Source organism: Neglectibacter timonensis, assembly GCF_900048895.1.
Lineage (GTDB): Bacteria > Bacillota > Clostridia > Oscillospirales > Acutalibacteraceae > Acutalibacter > Acutalibacter timonensis.
The window spans coordinates 212,636-232,155 of record NZ_LT160640.1; the positions used below are offsets into that span (position 1 = coordinate 212,636).

Annotated in this window: 17 protein-coding genes; 14 read left to right on the forward strand and 3 right to left on the reverse strand. The window is 49.8% G+C overall.

The genetic code is table 11. The features are described from left to right. Positions 1-21: 21 nt before the first annotated feature. Positions 22-876, reverse strand: coding sequence for a patatin-like phospholipase family protein (locus BN3911_RS09880; protein ID WP_066864888.1), 855 nt, complete (start codon positions 874-876; stop codon positions 22-24). Between the two features lie 323 nt (positions 877-1,199). Here BN3911_RS09880 and trmB point away from each other — a divergent pair, with 323 nt between their 5' ends. From trmB to BN3911_RS09895, 3 genes are all read left to right on the forward strand, one after another. After that, complete coding sequence (trmB, locus tag BN3911_RS09885) at positions 1,200-1,853, forward strand: tRNA (guanosine(46)-N7)-methyltransferase TrmB (protein WP_066864891.1); 654 nt, start codon at positions 1,200-1,202, stop codon at positions 1,851-1,853. Positions 1,854-1,938: 85 nt separating this feature from the next. Next, entirely contained in the window at positions 1,939-3,882 is a 1,944-nt protein-coding gene (locus tag BN3911_RS09890; protein WP_066864894.1) for a sensor domain-containing diguanylate cyclase, read from the forward strand. Positions 3,883-3,885: 3 nt separating this feature from the next. Further along, positions 3,886-4,134 (forward strand): hypothetical protein, encoded by a 249-nt coding sequence (locus BN3911_RS09895; protein WP_066864897.1) that lies wholly within the window; start codon positions 3,886-3,888, stop codon positions 4,132-4,134. Between the two features lie 325 nt (positions 4,135-4,459). Here the strand turns inward: BN3911_RS09895 and BN3911_RS09905 are convergent, their stop codons facing one another. After that, positions 4,460-5,596: a hypothetical protein gene (locus BN3911_RS09905; RefSeq protein ID WP_066864902.1), complete on the reverse strand. Its 1,137-nt coding sequence runs from the start codon at positions 5,594-5,596 to the stop codon at positions 4,460-4,462. A gap of 135 nt (positions 5,597-5,731) precedes the next feature. Here BN3911_RS09905 and BN3911_RS09910 point away from each other — a divergent pair, with 135 nt between their 5' ends. The 8 genes from BN3911_RS09910 to BN3911_RS09950 all read left to right on the forward strand — a co-directional run bounded on the left by BN3911_RS09910 (position 5,732) and on the right by BN3911_RS09950 (position 14,326). Beyond that, entirely contained in the window at positions 5,732-5,956 is a 225-nt protein-coding gene (locus tag BN3911_RS09910) for a YabP/YqfC family sporulation protein (RefSeq protein ID WP_066864905.1), read from the forward strand. A gap of 11 nt (positions 5,957-5,967) precedes the next feature. Further along, complete coding sequence (locus BN3911_RS09915; protein WP_066864907.1) at positions 5,968-7,170, forward strand: sporulation protein YqfD; 1,203 nt, start codon at positions 5,968-5,970, stop codon at positions 7,168-7,170. Between the two features lie 114 nt (positions 7,171-7,284). Continuing rightward, positions 7,285-8,241: a PhoH family protein gene (locus BN3911_RS09920; protein WP_066864910.1), complete on the forward strand. Its 957-nt coding sequence runs from the start codon at positions 7,285-7,287 to the stop codon at positions 8,239-8,241. Between the two features lie 87 nt (positions 8,242-8,328). Then, on the forward strand, positions 8,329-8,829 hold the full coding sequence (gene ybeY / locus BN3911_RS09925) for an rRNA maturation RNase YbeY (protein ID WP_066864913.1): 501 nt from the start codon (positions 8,329-8,331) through the stop codon (positions 8,827-8,829). After that, a complete protein-coding gene (locus BN3911_RS09930; RefSeq protein ID WP_082942225.1) occupies positions 8,816-9,328 on the forward strand; it encodes a diacylglycerol kinase family protein in 513 nt (170 codons plus the stop codon). The genes ybeY and BN3911_RS09930 overlap by 14 nt, the downstream gene beginning before the upstream one ends. 201 nt (positions 9,329-9,529) lie before the next feature. After that, entirely contained in the window at positions 9,530-10,450 is a 921-nt protein-coding gene (gene era, locus BN3911_RS09935) for a GTPase Era (protein WP_066864919.1), read from the forward strand. A 453-nt stretch (positions 10,451-10,903) separates the two neighbouring features. Continuing rightward, complete coding sequence (recO, locus tag BN3911_RS09945) at positions 10,904-11,647, forward strand: DNA repair protein RecO (protein ID WP_066864925.1); 744 nt, start codon at positions 10,904-10,906, stop codon at positions 11,645-11,647. Positions 11,648-11,974: 327 nt separating this feature from the next. Beyond that, positions 11,975-14,326 (forward strand): endonuclease MutS2, encoded by a 2,352-nt coding sequence (locus BN3911_RS09950; protein WP_066864928.1) that lies wholly within the window; start codon positions 11,975-11,977, stop codon positions 14,324-14,326. Between the two features lie 122 nt (positions 14,327-14,448). Here BN3911_RS09950 and BN3911_RS09955 read toward each other — a convergent pair whose 3' ends face one another. After that, on the reverse strand, positions 14,449-15,291 hold the full coding sequence (locus BN3911_RS09955; protein ID WP_066864931.1) for a hypothetical protein: 843 nt from the start codon (positions 15,289-15,291) through the stop codon (positions 14,449-14,451). A gap of 145 nt (positions 15,292-15,436) precedes the next feature. Here BN3911_RS09955 and BN3911_RS09960 point away from each other — a divergent pair, with 145 nt between their 5' ends. The 3 genes from BN3911_RS09960 to BN3911_RS09970 all read left to right on the forward strand — a co-directional run bounded on the left by BN3911_RS09960 (position 15,437) and on the right by BN3911_RS09970 (position 19,490). Then, positions 15,437-16,168: a class I SAM-dependent methyltransferase gene (locus tag BN3911_RS09960; protein ID WP_066864934.1), complete on the forward strand. Its 732-nt coding sequence runs from the start codon at positions 15,437-15,439 to the stop codon at positions 16,166-16,168. A gap of 109 nt (positions 16,169-16,277) precedes the next feature. Further along, complete coding sequence (gene htpG, locus BN3911_RS09965) at positions 16,278-18,170, forward strand: molecular chaperone HtpG (RefSeq protein ID WP_066864937.1); 1,893 nt, start codon at positions 16,278-16,280, stop codon at positions 18,168-18,170. Positions 18,171-18,197: 27 nt separating this feature from the next. After that, complete coding sequence (locus BN3911_RS09970) at positions 18,198-19,490, forward strand: CPBP family intramembrane glutamic endopeptidase (protein ID WP_066864940.1); 1,293 nt, start codon at positions 18,198-18,200, stop codon at positions 19,488-19,490. Positions 19,491-19,520 lie beyond the last annotated feature (30 nt).

Here is a 19,520-nt window from a genome sequence, read left to right on the forward strand (position 1 = left end):
AGCGGGACAGAAAAGACGGCATCAGGTTTCCAGGTAGGCAATCAATTCTTCTAACTGCCGGCGGCAGGTTGCCTGCCCTTCCTCATATAGGGCCTGGAGTTTCTTGGTATCCTTTTCTGTGTGGGAAACTGTTACGGGTTTGGGTGGACGGATTACAAACAATTTTCCCTGGGCCTCCAGACGGTCAATTTCGTCCAGTTCTTTGGCATACATGCGTGGAACGTCCACCAGACAGCGTACTAAGTTGGGGTATTTCCCATAATAGCGGGCATACATGCGGGCCATGGGGCGGGATACCTGGGGTTTACGGAAACCATGTTCCCGGGTAGTGACCACCACAATTTTATCGTAGCCCTCCTCAATCGCTTTTTGATAAGGGATCGCTACAGAAATACCGCCGTCCAGGCAGGGGACCCCTTCCACCAGCACCATAGGAGAAAGCAGGGGCATGCTGGCGCTGGCCCGTATGGCTGCATAGATATCGGAACTTGTTTCCTTTTCACTGTACACTGGTTTTCCGGTGAGACAGCTGGTGGAGACTGCCGTATATCTGCAGGGAGATTGGTGAAAGGCTTTCCGATCCAGCGGCAGCAGAGTGTCGCTGACCTCATTAAATAGAAAATCAAAATTAAAGATACTTTTATGGAATATCAGGTTACGCACACCCAAATAACGCTTGTCGTTGACGAAATCCAAATTGATCTTGGCGGTCCGGCCAATCTGTCGGGAAACAAAGTTTACACCTGTGAGGGCGCCCGCTGATACGCCGAACAATCCATCGTACTCAATGCCCTGCTCCATCATCACATCCGTAACACCTGCAGAAAACATGCATCGAAGGGAGCCTCCCTCCAAAACAATTGCGCTTTTTCCCATCCCAAGAACCGCCTTTCTCAACTGAAATATGCGTGCTTTCATGAAACTATTTTACTACGGATTGCTTCCGGGTTCAAGCTATGCCCGAGAAAGAAAAGCTGGACTGAGCGGATGAAAAGGAGATTGTGTGAAAACTGGGGTGATGATTGAGCAGTTTCGAAAAAGACTTCAACTATCCGCGATTTTGTGATACACTGAAAAAACCGATACCAGTCTTGCCGTGAAAGCGGTATCAAAAAAGGAAATAAGAATGAAAGGAAATCGCAGGTTTTGAAAAAGGTCACGGAATCCTTGACGGGCCTGCGTTTCAATAGAGTTTTAATATGAGAATTCGGAAAAAAACGTGGGCCAGACCAGAATTGAGTGCTTGTTCCTATTTCATAGCTGAACCACAGGCGCACAGGGGAAATTGGATGACGTGTTTCGGAAATAAACGGCCTATCTATTTGGATCTGGGCTGCGGAAAATGTGTTTTCCTGGCTGAAGCGGCCCGTCAAAACCGGGAAGTAAACTGGATCGGCATAGATATCAGCTGTGACATTCTGGGAGTGGGGCGCAGGAATATTGCCGCTGCCTATGGTGATGAAGAACCGGACAACATAGCGCTTTGTTCCTATAACATTGAACGTTTGCAGGATGTTTTTTCGGCCGGGGAAGGAATCAGGAGAATTTACGTAAATTTCTGCAATCCTTGGCCCTGTGCACGGGCACATAAACGAAGGCTCACTCACACCCGCCAGCTGGAAACATACAAGACGCTGTTAGATCCGGATGGGGAAATATGGTTCAAGACGGATAACAATGATCTTTACCTTGCTACCAAGCGGTATTTCGCTGAAGCAGGTCTGGAAATCTTTTTTGATTCCCAGGATCTTCTGGCAGAGCGGGATCCGGAAAATCTGACTACAGAACACGAGCAGATGTTTTCTGCGCAAGGGATCAAGATAAAGGCGCTGCGCGCCAGGCTAAAACCGTAGTATCCGCTGGTTAGGCTTTCCTGAGTTTCAGGCAGCCAAGCGATGATCAGGCAGTACAGCCCAAATGATAGGAGCTGCAAATTCCATGAAAAAAAACATTTTGCTTCGCACGAATATTCTTGTCTGCCTTATTATCGTTGCAGGTTTTCTGGTGACAGCTGTTCTCAGCTATCAGGCGAATTACAGTGCCTCCATTGAAAACATCGAACAGGTATCCAGACTGACGTCAGAAGGGGTCTATTACCAGATGAGCAGTACGTTCACAAAGCCTGTGAACGTCTCGCTTACCATGGCGAATGACAGTCTTCTGAAGGATTATCTCTCTCGGGAAGAAGGGCATTTGGAGGAGGCCGGCTATATTGATATTCTGCGAGAATACCTCAAGGGGTATCAGGCAAAATATGGTTATGACTCTGTTTTTCTGGTTTCTGCTGCCACCGGACGGTACTATAATTTCAATGGGTTAGACCGTGTTTTGGTTAAGGGAGATCCGGAGAATGCCTGGTATTATGACGGCCTGCTGAATTCTAAAGAAGAATATAGTATGAACGTGGATAATGACGAGGTAGCAGGGGCGGAAAACGAGATCACGGTATTTGTCAACTGTAAGATCAAGGACAGTTCCGGAAATCTGTTGGGCGCTGTGGGAGTTGGCGTACGCATTGATTCCCTTCAGGGAATGTTGCAGCAGTATCAGGATGATTTTGGCGTCAATGCGTACTTGATTAACAATGCCGGGACCATTGAAATCTCTACGGAATATACAGGATTTGAGGAAAGAAACCTTTTCGAAATAGATAACTATGGGGAAGAGGCGTGCCGGACGATCCTTTCCTGGAAGGAGGCCGGAATAGCCAACAGTTTCTGGAATACAGACGAAACAGGCGCCAAGCGAGACTACGTGGTTGCCAGATACTTGCCGGAACTGCAATGGCATCTGGTGGTAGAGCGGGATACCAGTTTCCTGATGAGAGATCTCAACCGGCAGCTGATTTATACAGTTTTGGTAATTCTTCTTATCATCGGCGTGATTCTTTATGTGATCACTCATGTAATGCGGTCGTTTAACAGGCAGATTGTTTCGCTGACGCAGTCGGTAGAGCAAGAGAGAAGAACCATGTTTGAACGCGCCACGGAAGAACTCTATGAAAACATCTATGAACTGGATATCACACATAACAGGCCTGCAAACCGGAGCACAGAGCAGTATTTTGAAAGTTTAGGCGCACCTCCCGGTACTCCTTTTGACAAGGCGCTGCATATCATTGCAGACAAACAGATTAAAAAGGAGTTCCGAGCAGGCTATGTTGCCATGTTTTCTCCAGAAAACGTGCAAAAAGCCTATCAGGAAGGCAGAGACACTCTGAAATATGAGTTTATGATCAGCCAAAATGGGCAAGACTATTATTGGATGCGGATTACAGCCCGGCTGATCATCTGGGAAAATGATCAATCGTTGCACATGTTGACATACCGGCAGAATATCGATACGGAAAAGAAAAAGGAATACCGGATGCAGGAACTGGCACAGACCGACGAAATGACAGGCCTGCTTACTAAAACGGCCACACAGCATCAAATAGAGTCATGTCTACAGCAGAATTCAAACAGGCAATACGCTTTCTTTATCTTTGATATCGATCATTTTAAACAGGCAAATGATTGTTTCGGCCATGCGTTTGGCGACGGGGTTATCCGGGAATTTACCAAAACGCTGAGGCTTCATTTCCGGGAGGCAGACCTGTTGGGTCGATTGGGCGGAGATGAATTTGCGGTTTTTCTGCCAGTGAAGGAAGAAGTTTGGGCGGAGAATAAGGCCAGAGAACTGGTCGATGCGTTGAACCGTCTCTACATAGAGGGGGAGAAGAGCTGGCAGATGAGTACAAGTATCGGCGTTGCGTTTGCGCCGAAAGATGGAACAGATTTCAAAACACTGTACCAGCACGCAGATGCTGCGCTCTATCAAACGAAGGAGCGGGGACGTTTCGGATATACCCTCTATGAGAAGGAGAAAGGAGGCAGTATATAGCGCATGAAGCTGGAGAAAGAGAAATCTCTGCTGGATGAGCTGGCCGAAAAAACCGGCTGTGATTATCTGTCTGATTTGCCTGGATACGTGGGGTCTTCCAGTTTTCACAATGGCATAGGAGTTCTGCGGGATTGGCCTCTTTCGGAATGGGAAGAAGCGGCAGAATACCTTACCGGCAGAAGGCCGGAATTTCGAAATGAGCAAGAGGCCAGAGAATACCTGCTTCGAGCAAACAGAATAGGAAATAGCTGAAAGAAGGAACCTGCTATCAAGCAGGTTCCTTCTTTCAGTCAAGGTGGCGGTTTCAAGCACTCTGTTTCTTCAGAGCTTGAAATCATCTGCCGTATATTGTCCGGCGCGCAGAGGCGGGGAGGCTTTTGGCTCGCGCATAAGAGGATCATAACTGTATTTTTTACAGATCCCGTCGCTCATTTTGCAGCGCAGAGCGCAAACAGGAACTGTTTCTGTTCCGATGTTATTTTCGCAATAGCTGCAGTCCGGCTGAATATTTGCCCCGAACAGCGGCTTTTTCTTTTTCCTGAACATCTCTGTCTCTCCGATCTGTCTTTGTTGTCCTTTATTTTATCACAGTCTGTCTAGTTTCGCAATCACGTCCCAAAAGCAGCAGGAAGGCGGAACACAGGAGCAGCAAAGAAAGGGCGCCTGCTACAGTGGCGCTCAGGCCGCCGGAAATGGCAACAGGGCTGCCGGAAAGTACTGCTGTGTTTACAGCTGACGGAAAAACCCGGGATAAGAGAGAATAAATACCTGCCGCCAAAAAGCCGTGAAGAAAGCGAAAAAGGAAAAACTTGCATTTGGAAACCGGGAATTCTTCAAAGAAGGAGAAGACTTGAAGATGGACGCAGAGACCGGCAAAGGCAAGCCCAAATGCATAGAACAGAGGAGAAACCTGGAATTTTGCAGCGTCTCCTACGCCGCCGGTCACTTCAATGAAAAAAGAGAGCGCTGCAGCTGCTTCCGGTTGGGAAAAAGGACCTGGTCCCGAAAGTAGCTTGACGAAAAACTGGTATAGGCCGCTGCCGTGGAGGATAGCGGTGAAACCTGAAAACAGCACCACACAGGCGCTCATTTTTAAAATGCCCGAACAGGCGTCTACCGCAGAACGGATGACGGCGCCTCCGGGAACAGCAGGTACCGGCACGAACTTTTCTTCTGGAAACTTTGCGAACAATCCGGTGAAAACTCCTAGAAGAATCCCCGCGGCAGTCACTGATAGGAATAGAAGCCAGCCGGCTGAAAAGCTTCCAAGCACTGTGCCGCCCAGAAAGGTAACAACAAAAGCGATTCCGGGATTTACGCAGAACAGCATCATACGCCCTGCCTGTTCCCGGGTTATACTTCCCTGCTTCCAGAGCAGGGATACGCCGCGGGCTCCTGCCGGATAGCCGCCTAGAAAACTCATGAGAAGGGAAGCGGTGCAGACTTTGGGAAGTCGGAATACATACCGGGAAAGAAATCCAAGCACTCTGCTGAGCGCGATTCCGGCGCCAGAGGTTACGGCAAAGCTGGTTAAAGCCATAAAGGGGAAGAGGGAGGGAACCAGTACGGTCAGGCAATAGATTACGCTGGATAGGGTGGCTTCCTGTACCTCTTTCGGAAATGCCAGTAATGCCGCTCCCAAAGCGAGAAATGCGGCTCCGCAAAATTTGGCCGACAACCCCTCAAATGAAAAAAATCGTTTTATGGCCTCCATACGGCGTCCTCTCTTTTCTGCTAATCAGTGTGGCACGGTTGCCCATATGGATAAATATGAGGGTATGCTGTTATTAATTCTGCAAAAAAAACATAATATTCTTCAGCCGACAGGGTGGCGGAAGGGGGAAATATCGTGGAAAACAGGGGGACAGGTGGAGCGCTCATCGCGCTGACGGGAAACCGCAGGGCGGTAGTGGACGGTTGTGACGGCATTGTGGACTATGATGAAGAGAAGGTAATAGTCAGGACAGGTAGGCTGACAGTACGTTTTGAAGGGCGTTCCCTACGCCTCAAGCGCCTGACAGAGAATTCTGCTGTAATTGAAGGTTTCATTATTCGGGTAGAATATCAGTATTAGGAGGAGTTGCCATGTTGGAAAAGATTTTTCATTGGCTGACAGGCTGCGTTCGGTTTCAGGTTACCGGCGACGCAGCCCGTTTTTTCAATATAGCGGCTAAAAGTGGGTTGGGCCTCTGGGGGTTTCAGAAAGAAGGAACAGATTCGGCCGCCTGGATCAGGGCTGGAGAGTATAAAAAACTGCGTGGGGTAAAAAGGCGATGCGGTGCAGGACTTCATATCCTTCACAGGCAGGGCCTTCCTTTTCAGATAAATCGGGTCTGGAAAAGAAAGGGATTGATTCTGGGTGGAGCCGGCGGAATTCTCCTGTATATGTTTCTTTCTACTTTCGTCTGGAACGTTTCTGTAACTGGGGAAGAATTGCTGACGGAAGCGGAGCTCCTCAGAGCTGGTCAGACTAATGGGATATATGTGGGAGCCGGGCGAGATTCCTTTCGTCCCAAAGAGGCGGCCTACGGTATTATGGGCGAGGTGAAGGGAATCAGCTGGGCCACTGTGAACACAGATGGATGCTTTGTGGAAATTTCAGTAAAGGAAGGTGAGAAAAAACCGGAAATAACGGACGATACGAAGCTTTCCAACATTGTGGCGGCACGGGAAGGAAAGGTGGTGGCTTTGGAAGCGCATCATGGCAGGCCGGAGGTTTCTTTGGGAGATACCGTAGAGGCGGGACAGCTGCTGATTTCCGGCGTATACACCCAGGAGGTAGATCCTTACGGGCCGCAGCCGGAACATCCTCTGGTCACCTACGGGGCGGCCCGGGGCAGTGTGAAGGCGGAAACCTATAGGGAGTTCACGGTACAGGTTTCCGGAGTGAAACGGATCAAACAGCCGAGCGGGGAAAAGAAAGTGAATCTGTCCCTGGAACTCTTCGGACTGCAACTCCCGCTGGGATTCAATACGATTCCAGAGGAAGAATACCACACATATACGGAGGAAAATGCACTTACTGCGCTGGACGTGCGCTTACCTGTAGCGGTGAAACGGCAGGTCTATGAATCTCTCATCGAAAAAGAGCGCAGACTCACTGAAGAAGAAATGAAGGATGCTGCTTTGCTGAAATTGAGAGAAGCGCAGAAAGCAGCCGTAGCGCAGGGGGGAAGAGTGATAAAGGAGGATTTGCAATATACGTTTGCCGATGGAATGTGCATTTTGACTGCAAAATGTCGTTGTGAAGAGGAAATAGGAGAGCAAAAGACGATTTTGGTTAATTGATTTAATTTTAATAAATATTATTATGCATTTTTCATAGGATTTTTGCTTGAAGTATAGATTTGTCCTATGCTATAATAAGAACAAATTAGAGGAGAATCGAGGATTTAAGGAAAAATTTTGGAACAGAACATTAATTTTGACAGAATGGAGCAGGCTGCCGAACTGTTTGGCAGCTTTGATGAAAATATCCGGCTGATTGAAAAGGAATATCATGTGACGCTTCTGTTCCGGGATTCGGAACTGAAGATCACAGGGGACGAGGAGAATGTGGCCCGTGCCGTACGTACGATACGCAGTCTGCTCACACTTCTCGGCAGTGGAGAAACGTTGACGGAACAGAACGTGCGATACTGCATGCGTATGGTGGAAGAGGACAGCGAAGAAAGGGTGCAGAAGCTGGCAGGGGACTGTATCTGTATCACCAGCAAGGGAAAGCCCATCAAGCCGAAAACAGTGGGACAGCGCACTTACTGCGACGATATCCGGAACAATACCATCACCATAGGGGTAGGGCCCGCAGGTACCGGCAAAACATATCTGGCGGTAGCCATGGCGGTAACCGCTTTTCGGGCTCAGGAAGTCAACCGTATTATCCTGACGCGTCCTGCTGTGGAAGCGGGAGAAAAACTGGGTTTCTTGCCCGGCGATCTTCAGCAGAAGGTGGATCCGTATTTACGCCCGCTGTATGACGCGCTGTTTGATATGCTCGGGGCGGAAACCTATCAGCGCTTTGTAGAACGGGGAAACATCGAGGTGGCGCCGCTTGCTTATATGCGCGGCAGGACTCTGGATGACAGCTTCATTATATTGGATGAAGCCCAGAATACTACTACAGAGCAGATGAAGATGTTTTTGACCCGGCTTGGCTTTAATTCCAAAATGGTTATAACCGGAGATGTCACTCAGATCGATTTGCCGGACGGCAAGCGCTCCGGTCTGAAGGAGGCTGTGCGGATCCTTCGAAACGTGGATGATATTGCCATCTTCCGGTTTACGGAAAAGGATGTGGTTCGTCACAGACTGGTTCAGGATATTATCCGGGCTTATGAGCGGGCAGAGCGCACGAAATAGAAGGAACGGGGCTGAGGAAGACTGTTTAAGCTGTAGGGAAAAGAGTTTTTGCAGTCTGATGAACAATATAGAAAGGAATGAAAAAGAATGGAGAAGATCAGAGTCATTATTTCAAACCGGCAGAAGGCAGTGAAAATACCGACGGGTGTCCGTATGCTGATCAGGCGGTGCTGCCATGCGGTACTTCAGTTAGAGGACTTTCAGGATTCTGCTGAAATCAGCGTTTCCTTTGTGGATAACGATCAGATTCGAGAGATGAACCAGCAATACAGAGATAAGGATTCAGAGACTGACGTGCTCTCCTTTCCAATGGGAGAAAACGGGAACTACGACATCAACCATGAAACCGGAGCCAAGATTTTAGGAGATATTGTGATATCTGTACCTAAGGCAATGGAACAGGCCAGAACCTATGGGCATAGTCTAGAACGGGAAATCGGTTATCTGACGGCGCATTCCATGCTGCATCTGTTGGGTTATGACCATGAAAACGGCGGACTTGCCCGGGTAAGGATGCGGGAAAAAGAGGAGACAGTGATGCGGCAGCTGGGACTTCCCTCCAGCAGCAGTTATTATGATGCCGACTGATCCTAAAAAGCGGACGATTGCCCGTAGCTTTGCCGACGCGTTTCGCGGCGTAGGGGACTGTATCAGGACAGAACGGAATATGCGCATCCATTTGACCATGTGTGTTTATGTTCTGTTTTTCGCCTCAAGAATAGAATTGACCAGGGGAGAGATGGCTTGCCTGCTTTTGGCGATTGGTTCTGTGGTGACGGCGGAGACGTTGAATACTTCCGTAGAAAAACTTTGTGATTTTACCCAGAAGCATACCAATCATCTGATCCGTGTGATTAAAGATATGGCGGCGGGAGCTGTGCTGATCTGTGCTGTATTTGCAGCGTTGGTTGGGATTGTGGTGTTGTTTCGTCCAGAGCTGTGGGAAGCTTTTTGGGCCATCTGTACCGACCCGGTATCCCTGGTGCTTTTTCTGCTTTCGCTGGCTGTTGCGGCGGTGTTTGTTTTCTTGGGTCCCGTGAAGTTGATGGAACAGGCAGAGCGTTGGTTTGGCGGCAGAAGACAATGAGTTTTTTCTCGACAGATCAAAGCAGTTGATGAGAAAGAGAGATAGGCGGGGAGTATCCCCGCCTTCCGTTTCCCTGGAAAAAACCGTGCAGGGACTTCCGCAAAATGCGCAATTGGTTTTGCAGGAAGGGATTGTGAAGAATACCTGCTTAGAAGCCGGAGTAAAATCCGGCTGGAAAAAGAAAGGATGGAATCCTGCTCTATGGAATATCAGAATCTCCCGCAGGAACGTTCGGCGTTTCTGGCGATTGTGGGCAAGCCTAATGTAGGCAAGTCTTCCGTGCTCAACCGGCTGATTGGCCAGAAAATCGCTATTGTATCGAAAAAACCGCAGACCACCCGTACCCGTATTATGGGAGTGCTTACGGAAGAGGAATACCAACTGGTATTTTTGGATACTCCCGGTCTGATCAAACCGAAGAACCCGTTGGGGGATTATATGGTGAAGTCAGTTACTCAGTCGATAAATGGCGTGGACGCTTGCCTGTTGGTTACGGAGGCTGGCGGAAAAGTATCAAAGGCAGATGAAGATTTGATACGGCGCTTTCATTCTTCTCACATCCCTGCTGTGCTGGCAATCAATAAGATCGATCTGCTTGCTGATAAAAGTGAACTTATGGCACAGATTGCGGAATTTTCCGCCCTTTACGATTTTGCGGCGGTTGTGCCGGTATCGGCGAAAGATGGCAGCGGCATGGGCGAACTGTTGGAGGAATTGAAAAAGATGGCGGAACCCGGCGGCCATTTTTTTCCAGAGGACACCCTTACCGATCAGCCGGAAAGGGTGATCGCCTCTGAGATTGTCAGGGAAAAACTGCTGCGGCTGCTGGATAAAGAGATTCCTCATGGGACCGCTGCCGTTACGGAGCGAATGAAGGAAAGGGATGGAATTTTGGATTTGGATGTGACCATCTTCTGTGAACGCAGCAACCATAAAGGGATTATTATTGGCAAGGGCGGCGCCATGCTGAAAAAAATTGGCATAGCGGCCAGGGAAGATTTGGAACGGTTCTTCGGCTGCAAAGTGAACCTTCAGCTTTGGGTGAAAGTGAAGGAGGATTGGCGTCAGCGTCGGGAAACCTTGCAAAGTCTGGGTTTTTCGGAGAAGGATTTCGAGTTATAGAGAGCTCTGCCAAAATAGGCCGGCAGGTTCCGTTGTGTAAAGACAGTTGGATTTTTCTATGCAAAAACACAGGGATCCGGAAATGTCTGTCGCTTCATGTCGAACAGACAATTATTTTCCTGTCATAGACGTAAGCAGTCTGCAAATACTTTTCTTTAAGAGCAGTTTACAGAAGAAGCGGCGGATTGAGGAAGAAAAGACTGCCTCTTTTCCGCAGCAGGGATGACGCCGTTTGTAATAAGCTGCTCCGAGGGCTTTTTGAGCACTAAACTCTCAAAATCTTGGCCGCACGGGCAAAACTGTGTGGGAAAGGAGCCGCGCACGTGTTTGTGGACGAAAAAACAGCCTGGCAGCATTTCTGCTCCACAGGCAAGATAGAGGACTACATCCGGTATTCGCAGATCAGGAGCCGGACGGAAATGAGAAATTCCGTTCCGGTCCAGGAGGACCAAGGTGCAGGTAAAAACGCAGGGCCTGATTATCAGGGAACAGACAATCGGCGAGAGCGACCGGTTGGTAACGGTTTTAACGCGTGATGAGGGCGTGGTGCGCGCATTTGCGAGGCGTGCGAAGAATCTGAAAGACAGCAAGAATTCCGCTACCGGTCTGCTCTGCTATTCCCGCCTTAACCTATACAAGGGGCGGGAAAAATACATAATTAACGATGCCTTTCCCATCGAGGTGTTTTTCGGTTTGCGGAAGGATATCGTCAGGCTTTCGCTGGCACAGTATTTCTGTGAGCTGGCTTTTGAGCTGGTGCCGGAAGGGGTAGAGTCTGCAGAGTATCTGCGGCTGGTTCTGAACGGCCTTCATTTCCTCTGTGAGGGGACAAAGCCTGAGGCGCTGCTCAAGCCTATCGTAGAGCTGCGCATGCTGTCTATTGCAGGTTATATGCCCGATCTGGTATGTTGTGCTGAGTGCGGGGTCTATGAGGCGGACCGCATGTTTTTTAAGGTGAACCGGGGAACCATTTACTGTGAGAAATGTTATCTTCCCAAGGGCGATCCCTTTGCCGTGTTGTCCCGGGCCGCCCTCACGGCGATGCGGCATATCATTTATTCGGATTTTGAAAAGGTTTTTTCCTTTTCCATCACACCGGGTGCACAGAAGGAATTGGTCACGGCTGCAGAAGCCTACGCGGTGCATATCCTGCAAAAACGTCCCAAAACATTGGATTTTTATAACAGCCTGCTCTGAGATTCCAGATACAAACAATTCTATGATTGGTTGCAGGAGAAAACAGTTTTGGAGACGGTCAGGGAACATGAACCGCATCTTAAACGCACTGTCTCCGGCGCGGGGAATTTGTGCTTTATTTACGGAGAAAAAGGAAAGGGAGCATTCTGTCCAATCCCTGCCTTTGACTTTTCAAGGAGGAGTGCGTCCGGGCTTTGGGGCGGCGTGTAGGGCTCTGCTTCTTTTTGTGTTGGGGTCAAGCGGGCCCTTCTGGCAGCGCTGGTGCTATGTGTGACACAGGGACTCTGCGGTATTTGCAGTCCTGAGAAAGGAAGATACAGAAAGACAATGGATAAGAATTACCGAGCTTTGGAACTCGACAAAATATTGGAGATGCTGGCTCAGGAGACAACCTGTGCCGATGCGGCAGAGAAGGCCGCGCTGATTGCGCCTGTGCATACGGCTACTCAGGCGCAGCAGCTGCTGGAGGAGACGGATGCCGCCTATGTTCTTACAGCTAAATTTGGGGCTCCATCTTTCTATGGAATGAAAAATGTAACCAATGCCCTGCGCCGTGCCCAGGCAGGCGGCGGACTGGGGCTGAGAGAACTTTTGGATGTGGCGGAAACACTGCGGGCAATCCGTTCGCTTACCCAATGGCACAGCAAGAACGAGGGTATGAAAAACGCTCTTTCCGGCCGTTTTGAGATTTTGGCGCCGAACAAATATCTGGAGGACAAGATCTTCACTTGCATTGTGAATGAAGAAGAGGTCGCCGATGCAGCGTCCCCAGCCTTGGCTTCTATCCGCAGAAAAATTCGAAATGCTTCTAACAGGGTGCGGGAACAGCTGGACAAGCTGATTCATTCCGCTTCCCATCAAAAGCATCTGCAGGAAAGCATTGTCACACAGCGCGGCGGGCGGTATGTGGTACCGGTAAAGGCGGAGTTTCGGGGAGAGATTCCCGGACTGGTGCATGATTCCTCCGCCAGCGGCGCCACCGTTTTCATCGAACCGATGAGCGTTGTGGAGGCCAATAACGAAATCCGGGTACTCAGGTCGGACGAGCAGGAGGAAATTCAGCGTATCCTGTTGGAACTCTCCGCAGAGGCAGGCTCTTTCGCTGATTCCACCATTGAGAGCTACCAATATGCCGTGGAGTTGAACCTGATTTTTGCAAAGGCGCATCTGGCATACCGGATGAAAGCGACAATACCACAGATCAATGAACAGGGAAGGGTTACCCTCATCGGCGCCCGGCATCCGCTGATCGATAAAAACAAGGTGGTGCCCACCGATATTACCTTGGGCAAGGATTTTGACAGCCTGATCATCACGGGACCTAACACTGGCGGCAAGACCGTGGCACTGAAAACGATCGGCCTTTTGAACTTGATGGCTATGTGCGGTCTGATGATTCCAGCCAAGGAGGGAAGCGAGGTCTCTGTGTTTCGTCATATCCTGGCAGATATCGGCGACGAGCAGAGCATTGAGCAGTCTCTCTCCACCTTTTCTTCCCATATGACTAACATCATCCGTATTTTGGCTGCAGCGGACGGCAGCAGTTTGGTTTTACTGGATGAGCTGGGGGCAGGGACAGATCCCATTGAAGGCGCGGCATTGGCAGAGGCGGTGATCGAAGAGCTGCGAAGGAAGGGAGCGCGTCTGGCATGCACTACCCATTATGCGGAACTCAAGGCATATGCTCTGCAGACAAAAGGTGTGGAAAACGGCAGCTGCGAATTCGATGTGGCAACGCTTCGCCCCACATACCGCCTGTTAATCGGCGTTCCGGGAAAATCCAACGCTTTTGCCATTTCTAAGCGGCTTGGCCTGGAAGAACGGATTGTGGACCGGGCCGGGGAATTGGTTTCCCAGGAGGGCAGTGTGTTTGAGCAGGTAGTCGGCACCTTGGAAGAGAGCCGCCGGAAAATGGAGGATGAACTTACTCTGCTGCGTGAGAAAAGCGGAGAAGCATACCGGAAGGCCGAGGAAGCGGATCATCTCAGGGAGGAAGCGGAACGCCAGGCCCGGCAGGAGATAGAGCGTGCCCGGCAGGAGGCTGCACAGATAGTTCAAAAAACCCGTCAACAGGCAGACGCCCTATTAAATGAGCTGGAGGAATTGCGCCGGCAGAAAAATAAGGAACTGTCAGCTGAGCAGAAAGCCAGACTGCGTTCTGGTATGAGAAATTTGGAAAAGGCTTCCGACCCTGTGAGGGAGCGCAGAAATGATTCCTATCAGCTTCCGCGGGAATTAGTGCCTGGAGACAATGTGCTGATCTTTGATATCGATAAGAGCGCCACAGTGCTGGAACCGCCGAAAGACGGTGTGGCGTTGGTGCAGGCCGGTATCATTAAGACTAGGGTACCTCTTGCAAACCTGAGGCTGCTGGGAGAAAAACAAAAGCAGAAGCAGAAGGGACGGACCGTGACAAAAACCAATGTTTCCGCCGAGGTTTCTACTGATTTGGATCTTAGGGGCCAGAACGTGGAGGAAGGGCTGATGGAGGTGGACGCTTTTCTGGACCGGGCCGCCCGAATGAATTTGTCCCGGGTGACCATCATCCATGGCAAGGGTACCGGTGTACTGCGGGCCGCAGTTCAGCAACATCTGCGCAAATGCGGCCAGGTGAAGAGCTTTCGGCTGGGCACTTATGGCGAGGGAGAGAGCGGCGTGACCATCGTGGAACTGAAATAACGGGTTTTCCCCTGTGCGGCTGAATGAAAGTTGACCTCTTTATTTCGAAATTGTAAAGAAAAATGGACCGCCCTTGAAATGAGGGCGGTCTTGTATTACAATAATAATATTCGGGATTTTGCTCAGGGAAAAGTAGGAGACTGGACCCAATTTTCCAGCTCTGGCAAGAGACAAGGCAGCGGGAGAAGGGCTGCTTCCCGCAGGGAGCGGTCCCGCATGAGAAAACGGATAAACCGGCTTCCCAGAAAATAGCCCACATCAGAGTGTCCCTGATAGTTATTCCAGTCTCCAAAAAAATCTTGGGCGCTTTCGTTTTTCAGTATCCGGCGGTAAAATTCCCGTTTCAGGCAGGATTCTTGCTGCAGGCACCAATTCAGCCAGCCATTTTGATCTTGGTGGAATGTGAGGGGGTTGCCGCAGACCTCCTGCTCAAAAGCCATTGCGACGCCCTCCGAATAGAGCTGCCATAGCCAGCGTTCCTGCGGCAGGTTCTGACTTGGGACAGAACGCAGGCTTAATTGCCAGAGATGGCCCAGCTCATGATAGAGCAAGCCCTTCATGGCATTCTCATCGCACCAGCCAAGCTCTATGATTTTTTCAACACCCAGCAGGACGGCCGGTTTTTCGGCCAGTGTGGTGGCATAGCCGGCTGAATCGCACAATCCCAGATAGAAAAGGACGATGGCATCTGGCATGTCAGGGAAAAGTCGTGCGAGGTTGACTTCAAGCCCGCGGACAGCAAGAAGAAAAGATTCATGAGCTTGTGTAAGCTTTTCTTGCTGTTGAAGGGCTGCCTGTACAACGGGAAGCCCTATCTGAAGAAAATCAAAACTGGAGACATCCTGTTCTATTTTATCAGGAAGTTCCTCTGCTATGTTGGCGGCATACTCCCGCCAGAGGGAGAGGGAAAACCGGCCTTCGGGAAACCTGGTGAGAATTTCTGGATAGGTATCGAGAAACAGCATGTCAAACGCACACCCTTTCTGTTAAAATACTGCTTGCATTCAGGATAGCACTTTTTCTGCTGCAGTACAACCAGCTGGAAAAGAGATACTCGGCAGGAAGCAGTAAAAGGATTTCTCTGGGGTTTAAAAGGAAAGAAGATTGGTTATGAAAGAAAACAAATATGATGATCCTGTGTTTTTTGAAAAATATAGTCAGATGAGCCGTTCCCAGGAGGGACTCGCTGGGGCGGGAGAATGGGAAACGCTGCGCTCCATGCTGCCGGATTTTGCAGGAAAACATGTTCTGGATTTGGGCTGCGGTTATGGCTGGCACTGTATTTATGCAGCTGAAAGCGGGGCCGCTTCTGTATTGGGAGTAGATATTTCAGAAAGAATGCTGCAGGTTGCACGGCGGAAGACACAGCTTCCTCAGGTAACTTACCGGTGCAGCCCCATTGAGGATCTGGATTTCCCACCTGGGAGCTTCGATGTGGTGTTGAGCTCCCTCGCTTTTCACTACCTTGCCTCTTTTGATAAGGTGGTAAAACAGGTGAAAGCCTGGCTCTCTCCCGGCGGGGATTTTCTGTTTTCCGTGGAGCATCCGGTATTTACTGCATTTGGCACACAGGACTGGTATCGGGATGAAAACGGAGAAATTCTGCATTTCCCAGTGGATCGCTATTTTTATGAAGGAGAACGCCATGCCTGCTTTTTAGGCGAAGAAGTAGTTAAATATCACCGGACGCTGACTACCTATCTGGACACGCTGCTGACAAACAACTTTGAACTGCTGCGTGTAGCAGAGCCTCAGCCTCCGGAGCGGTTGATGGATGTGCCCGGTATGAAGGACGAACTGCGCCGTCCGATGATGCTGTTGGTCTCTGCACGAAAGAGGTAGTCCAGCCTTATCCCGGCGGGTCAAGTTCTGCCGGTTATCAAATAAATGTCCCTGTTCCGTGAATCCGCCATTGTTTTCGGAGGCAGGAGAAGAAAGGAAGTATTATTTTATGGCGCTCAAACAATTCAAAGCGGAATCAAAACGACTGCTGGACCTGATGATCAATTCCATTTATACCCATAAGGAGATTTTCCTGAGGGAGTTGATTTCCAATGCCAGCGATGCCATTGACAAGCTCTATTATCAGACTCTCGAAATGGGCGATACCGGACTGGACCGCAGTGATTTTGCCATTGAAGTGGCAGTGGACCGCGAAGCCCGCACGCTTACAATTACAGATAACGGTATTGGCATGTCCAAGGAAGAACTGGACAACAACCTGGGTGTCATCGCCAAAAGCGGATCTCTTCAGTTTAAAAATGAAAAGGAACAGAAGGAAGATATCGACATCATCGGCCAGTTTGGCGTAGGCTTCTATTCGGCATTTATGGTGGCGGACGATGTCAAAGTGGAGAGCAGAGCCTATGGCAGTGAAGAGTCCTGGTGCTGGGAATCAAAGGGACTGGACGGCTATCAGATCAGTCCCAGCGGAAAAGAAAGCCGCGGAACTGTGATTACGCTTCATCTGAAAGAGGATACAGAGGATGAACAGTACGGTGAGTTCCTGGAGCAGTACCGCATTACCTCCCTGGTCAAAAAATATTCCGATTACATCCGCTATCCCATCCGGATGGAGCTGCAGAAAAGCAGGCTGAAGGAGGGAACCGGTAAAGACGGCAAGGATCCGGAATATGAAAGTTATTTTGAGGTGGAAACCCTCAATAGCATGACGCCGATCTGGAAAAAATCCAGATCAGAGGTGTCCGACGAGGAATTGAATGCCTTTTATAAGGAAAAGTTTTATGATTGGCAGGATCCCGTCAAGGTAATCCGGACATCTACAGAAGGCGCCGCCACCTACAGTGCGCTGCTGTTCATTCCTAAGACCGCCCCAATGGATTACTATACCCGGGAGTATGAAAAGGGCCTGCAGCTCTATGCCAGCGGCGTGATGATCATGGAAAAATGTGCCGACCTGCTGCCGGATTGTTTCAGCTTCGTCAAGGGTTTGGTGGATTCCCAGGATCTTTCTCTGAATATTTCCCGGGAAATGCTGCAGCACGACCGGCAACTGAAGCTCATTGCGGGCAGGCTGGAAAAGAAAATAGCCTCTGAATTGTCCGTCCTGCTGCAGAACGACAGGGAAAAGTATGAGGAATTTTTCAAGAGTTTTGGCCTGCAGCTCAAATATGGCATGTATGACAATTATGGGGCCAAAAAGGAAGAATTGAAGGACCTTGTATTGTTTTATTCTTCCACTGAGAAAAAGCCGGTTACTTTAAAGGAATATGTTTCCAGAATGAAGGAAGACCAGAAGTTCATCTACTACGGCTGTGGAGAGACCACAGAGCGAATCCTTCAGCTTCCTCAGGCGGACGCTATCGCGGAAAAAGGCTATGAGATGCTGTGCCTGACGGACAATGTGGATGAATTTGCCCTGAAAATTTTGGAGAAGTATGAGGATAAGGAATTCCGCAACATTTCTTCCGATGATTTGCAGCTTCAGAGTGAGGAAGAAAAGAAGGCCTCAGAGCAACTGGAGGAAGACAATAAAGAGCTGCTTACCTGCATGAAGGAATCGCTGGAGGGCAAGGTAAAGGACGTGAAGATCTCCGGCAGGCTGAAAAAGCATCCGGTCTGCATTTCCACGGACGGCATGATCTCCACAGAGATGGAAAAAGTGCTCAATGCTATGCCTGCCCAGGAAAAGGTGAAGGCCCAAAGAGTGCTGGAGCTTAACGCTGAACATCCTGTCTTTGAAAAACTCCGTTCCCTTTATCCTCATGATAAAGACAGGCTGAAAACTTATGCAGAGCTCCTTTATGACCAGGCACTGCTTATTGAGGGAATTGCCATTGAGGATCCGGTGGCCTTCTCCCAGAAGCTCTGCGAAATCATGTGACGGAAAACTCAGGAAAGAAGGAAACCGATGAATTACGGTACCCAGCCTCCCTATAGCGTGCCGGGACAGGTCCCACCTCCGCCTCAGGCCGCACCGCAGGCCTATCCGCCCATTGCCGGATATTCTGCGTCTGAAACGCCGCCGGCAGGATATTCATATCCGGTACCTCCGGCCGCTCCGCAAGCGGTTCCATACCCTGCTCAGCCTATGCAGCAGGCGCAGGGCAGCGTCCCGGTACAGCCTTATCTGGGATACTCTCAGGCTGCGCCGGTCATGCCCTTCTATCAGGCGGCGTCCGCACCCATGCCGGCTTCTTATGCTGTACCGCCTGCTTATCCGGCTCCTCTCTATGCTCCGGCTCCCAGCTATGCCATAAAGGCAGGAAGGGATCCGCGGTTGAAGGGGGCTACCAGAAGTCTGAACCGCCTAGGACTCGTTGTGCTGGGACAGACAGGCTTAGCCATGCTTTGGGGGGCTCTGTTTGGAGTACTGATGGTACTCTGCGGCGTCAACGCTTTGTTGGACAGTTCCGCTCAACTCTGGCTGTCAGCAGTAGCGGTACCGCTTTCCACTGCGCTGCCTTTTGTAATCTATCTGTTTGCCATTCATGCTGATCTCAGCGACTATCTGAAGTTTGAGAAGGTAGGTTTTGTCAGCAGCCTGCTATGTGTTTTGGCGGGGCTCTCCATCTGTTTCTTGGGAAATTATCCTGCGATGGCTGTACAGAGATTTTTTGGCATGTTTGGTTATGAAGCCGCCGGGTCCCTGACCAATGTGACCACTTGGCAGGAGTTTGCTTTGGAATTCTTTTCAACAGCAATTGTTGTGCCTGTTATGGAAGAGTTTGCTTTCCGGGGAGTTTTATTTTCCGGGCTGAAAAAACATGGAACGGCTTTTGCTGTGGTGGCCTCTGCACTCGTTTTCAGTTTTCTCCATTTGGATTTTTCCAATGTACTGTTTGCACTGATTGCAGGTCTGGTCTTTGGTTTTCTGTATGCCAAGACCAAGAATCTTTGGCTCACTATTCTCATCCATGCGCTGAATAACGGTTACGCAGTTTTTTCCAGTCACGCTGACTTCTTTGGAGACAGGGGAGGCATGGTGTTGGAAATCGTTTTCTGGGCATTGATTGTTCTGGGGCTGGTAGCTCTGGTTCTATTGCTGACTGTCAAGCGGAAGGAGCTTTTTTCCGGCAGTCAGGAAAGTTATTCCGTACAGCCCCTGCGGGTCGGAGAGTGTGTTTCCTGCATCGTGCGTTCCGCTATGTTCTGGGTGCTTTTCAGTATCATGGCAGTCTATACGGCGACATTGTTCTTTTAGCTCTATGGAAAAACTTGCTTTTTTACCAAA

What these genes read in the sequence shown, in the direction of transcription:
- BN3911_RS09880 (WP_066864888.1), bottom strand. Translation starts at nt 876, where the DNA reads ATGGGAAAAAGCGCAATTGTTTTGGAGGGAGGCTCCCTTCGATGCATG.
- trmB (WP_066864891.1), top strand. Translation starts at nt 1,200, where the DNA reads ATGAGAATTCGGAAAAAAACGTGGGCCAGACCAGAATTGAGTGCTTGT.
- BN3911_RS09890 (WP_066864894.1), top strand. Translation starts at nt 1,939, where the DNA reads ATGAAAAAAAACATTTTGCTTCGCACGAATATTCTTGTCTGCCTTATT.
- BN3911_RS09895 (WP_066864897.1), top strand. Translation starts at nt 3,886, where the DNA reads ATGAAGCTGGAGAAAGAGAAATCTCTGCTGGATGAGCTGGCCGAAAAA.
- BN3911_RS09905 (WP_066864902.1), bottom strand. Translation starts at nt 5,596, where the DNA reads ATGGAGGCCATAAAACGATTTTTTTCATTTGAGGGGTTGTCGGCCAAA.
- BN3911_RS09915 (WP_066864907.1), top strand. Translation starts at nt 5,968, where the DNA reads ATGTTGGAAAAGATTTTTCATTGGCTGACAGGCTGCGTTCGGTTTCAG.
- ybeY (WP_066864913.1), top strand. Translation starts at nt 8,329, where the DNA reads ATGGAGAAGATCAGAGTCATTATTTCAAACCGGCAGAAGGCAGTGAAA.
- BN3911_RS09930 (WP_082942225.1), top strand. Translation starts at nt 8,816, where the DNA reads ATGATGCCGACTGATCCTAAAAAGCGGACGATTGCCCGTAGCTTTGCC.
- era (WP_066864919.1), top strand. Translation starts at nt 9,530, where the DNA reads ATGGAATATCAGAATCTCCCGCAGGAACGTTCGGCGTTTCTGGCGATT.
- BN3911_RS09950 (WP_066864928.1), top strand. Translation starts at nt 11,975, where the DNA reads ATGGATAAGAATTACCGAGCTTTGGAACTCGACAAAATATTGGAGATG.
- BN3911_RS09955 (WP_066864931.1), bottom strand. Translation starts at nt 15,291, where the DNA reads ATGCTGTTTCTCGATACCTATCCAGAAATTCTCACCAGGTTTCCCGAA.
- BN3911_RS09960 (WP_066864934.1), top strand. Translation starts at nt 15,437, where the DNA reads ATGAAAGAAAACAAATATGATGATCCTGTGTTTTTTGAAAAATATAGT.
- htpG (WP_066864937.1), top strand. Translation starts at nt 16,278, where the DNA reads ATGGCGCTCAAACAATTCAAAGCGGAATCAAAACGACTGCTGGACCTG.
- BN3911_RS09970 (WP_066864940.1), top strand. Translation starts at nt 18,198, where the DNA reads ATGAATTACGGTACCCAGCCTCCCTATAGCGTGCCGGGACAGGTCCCA.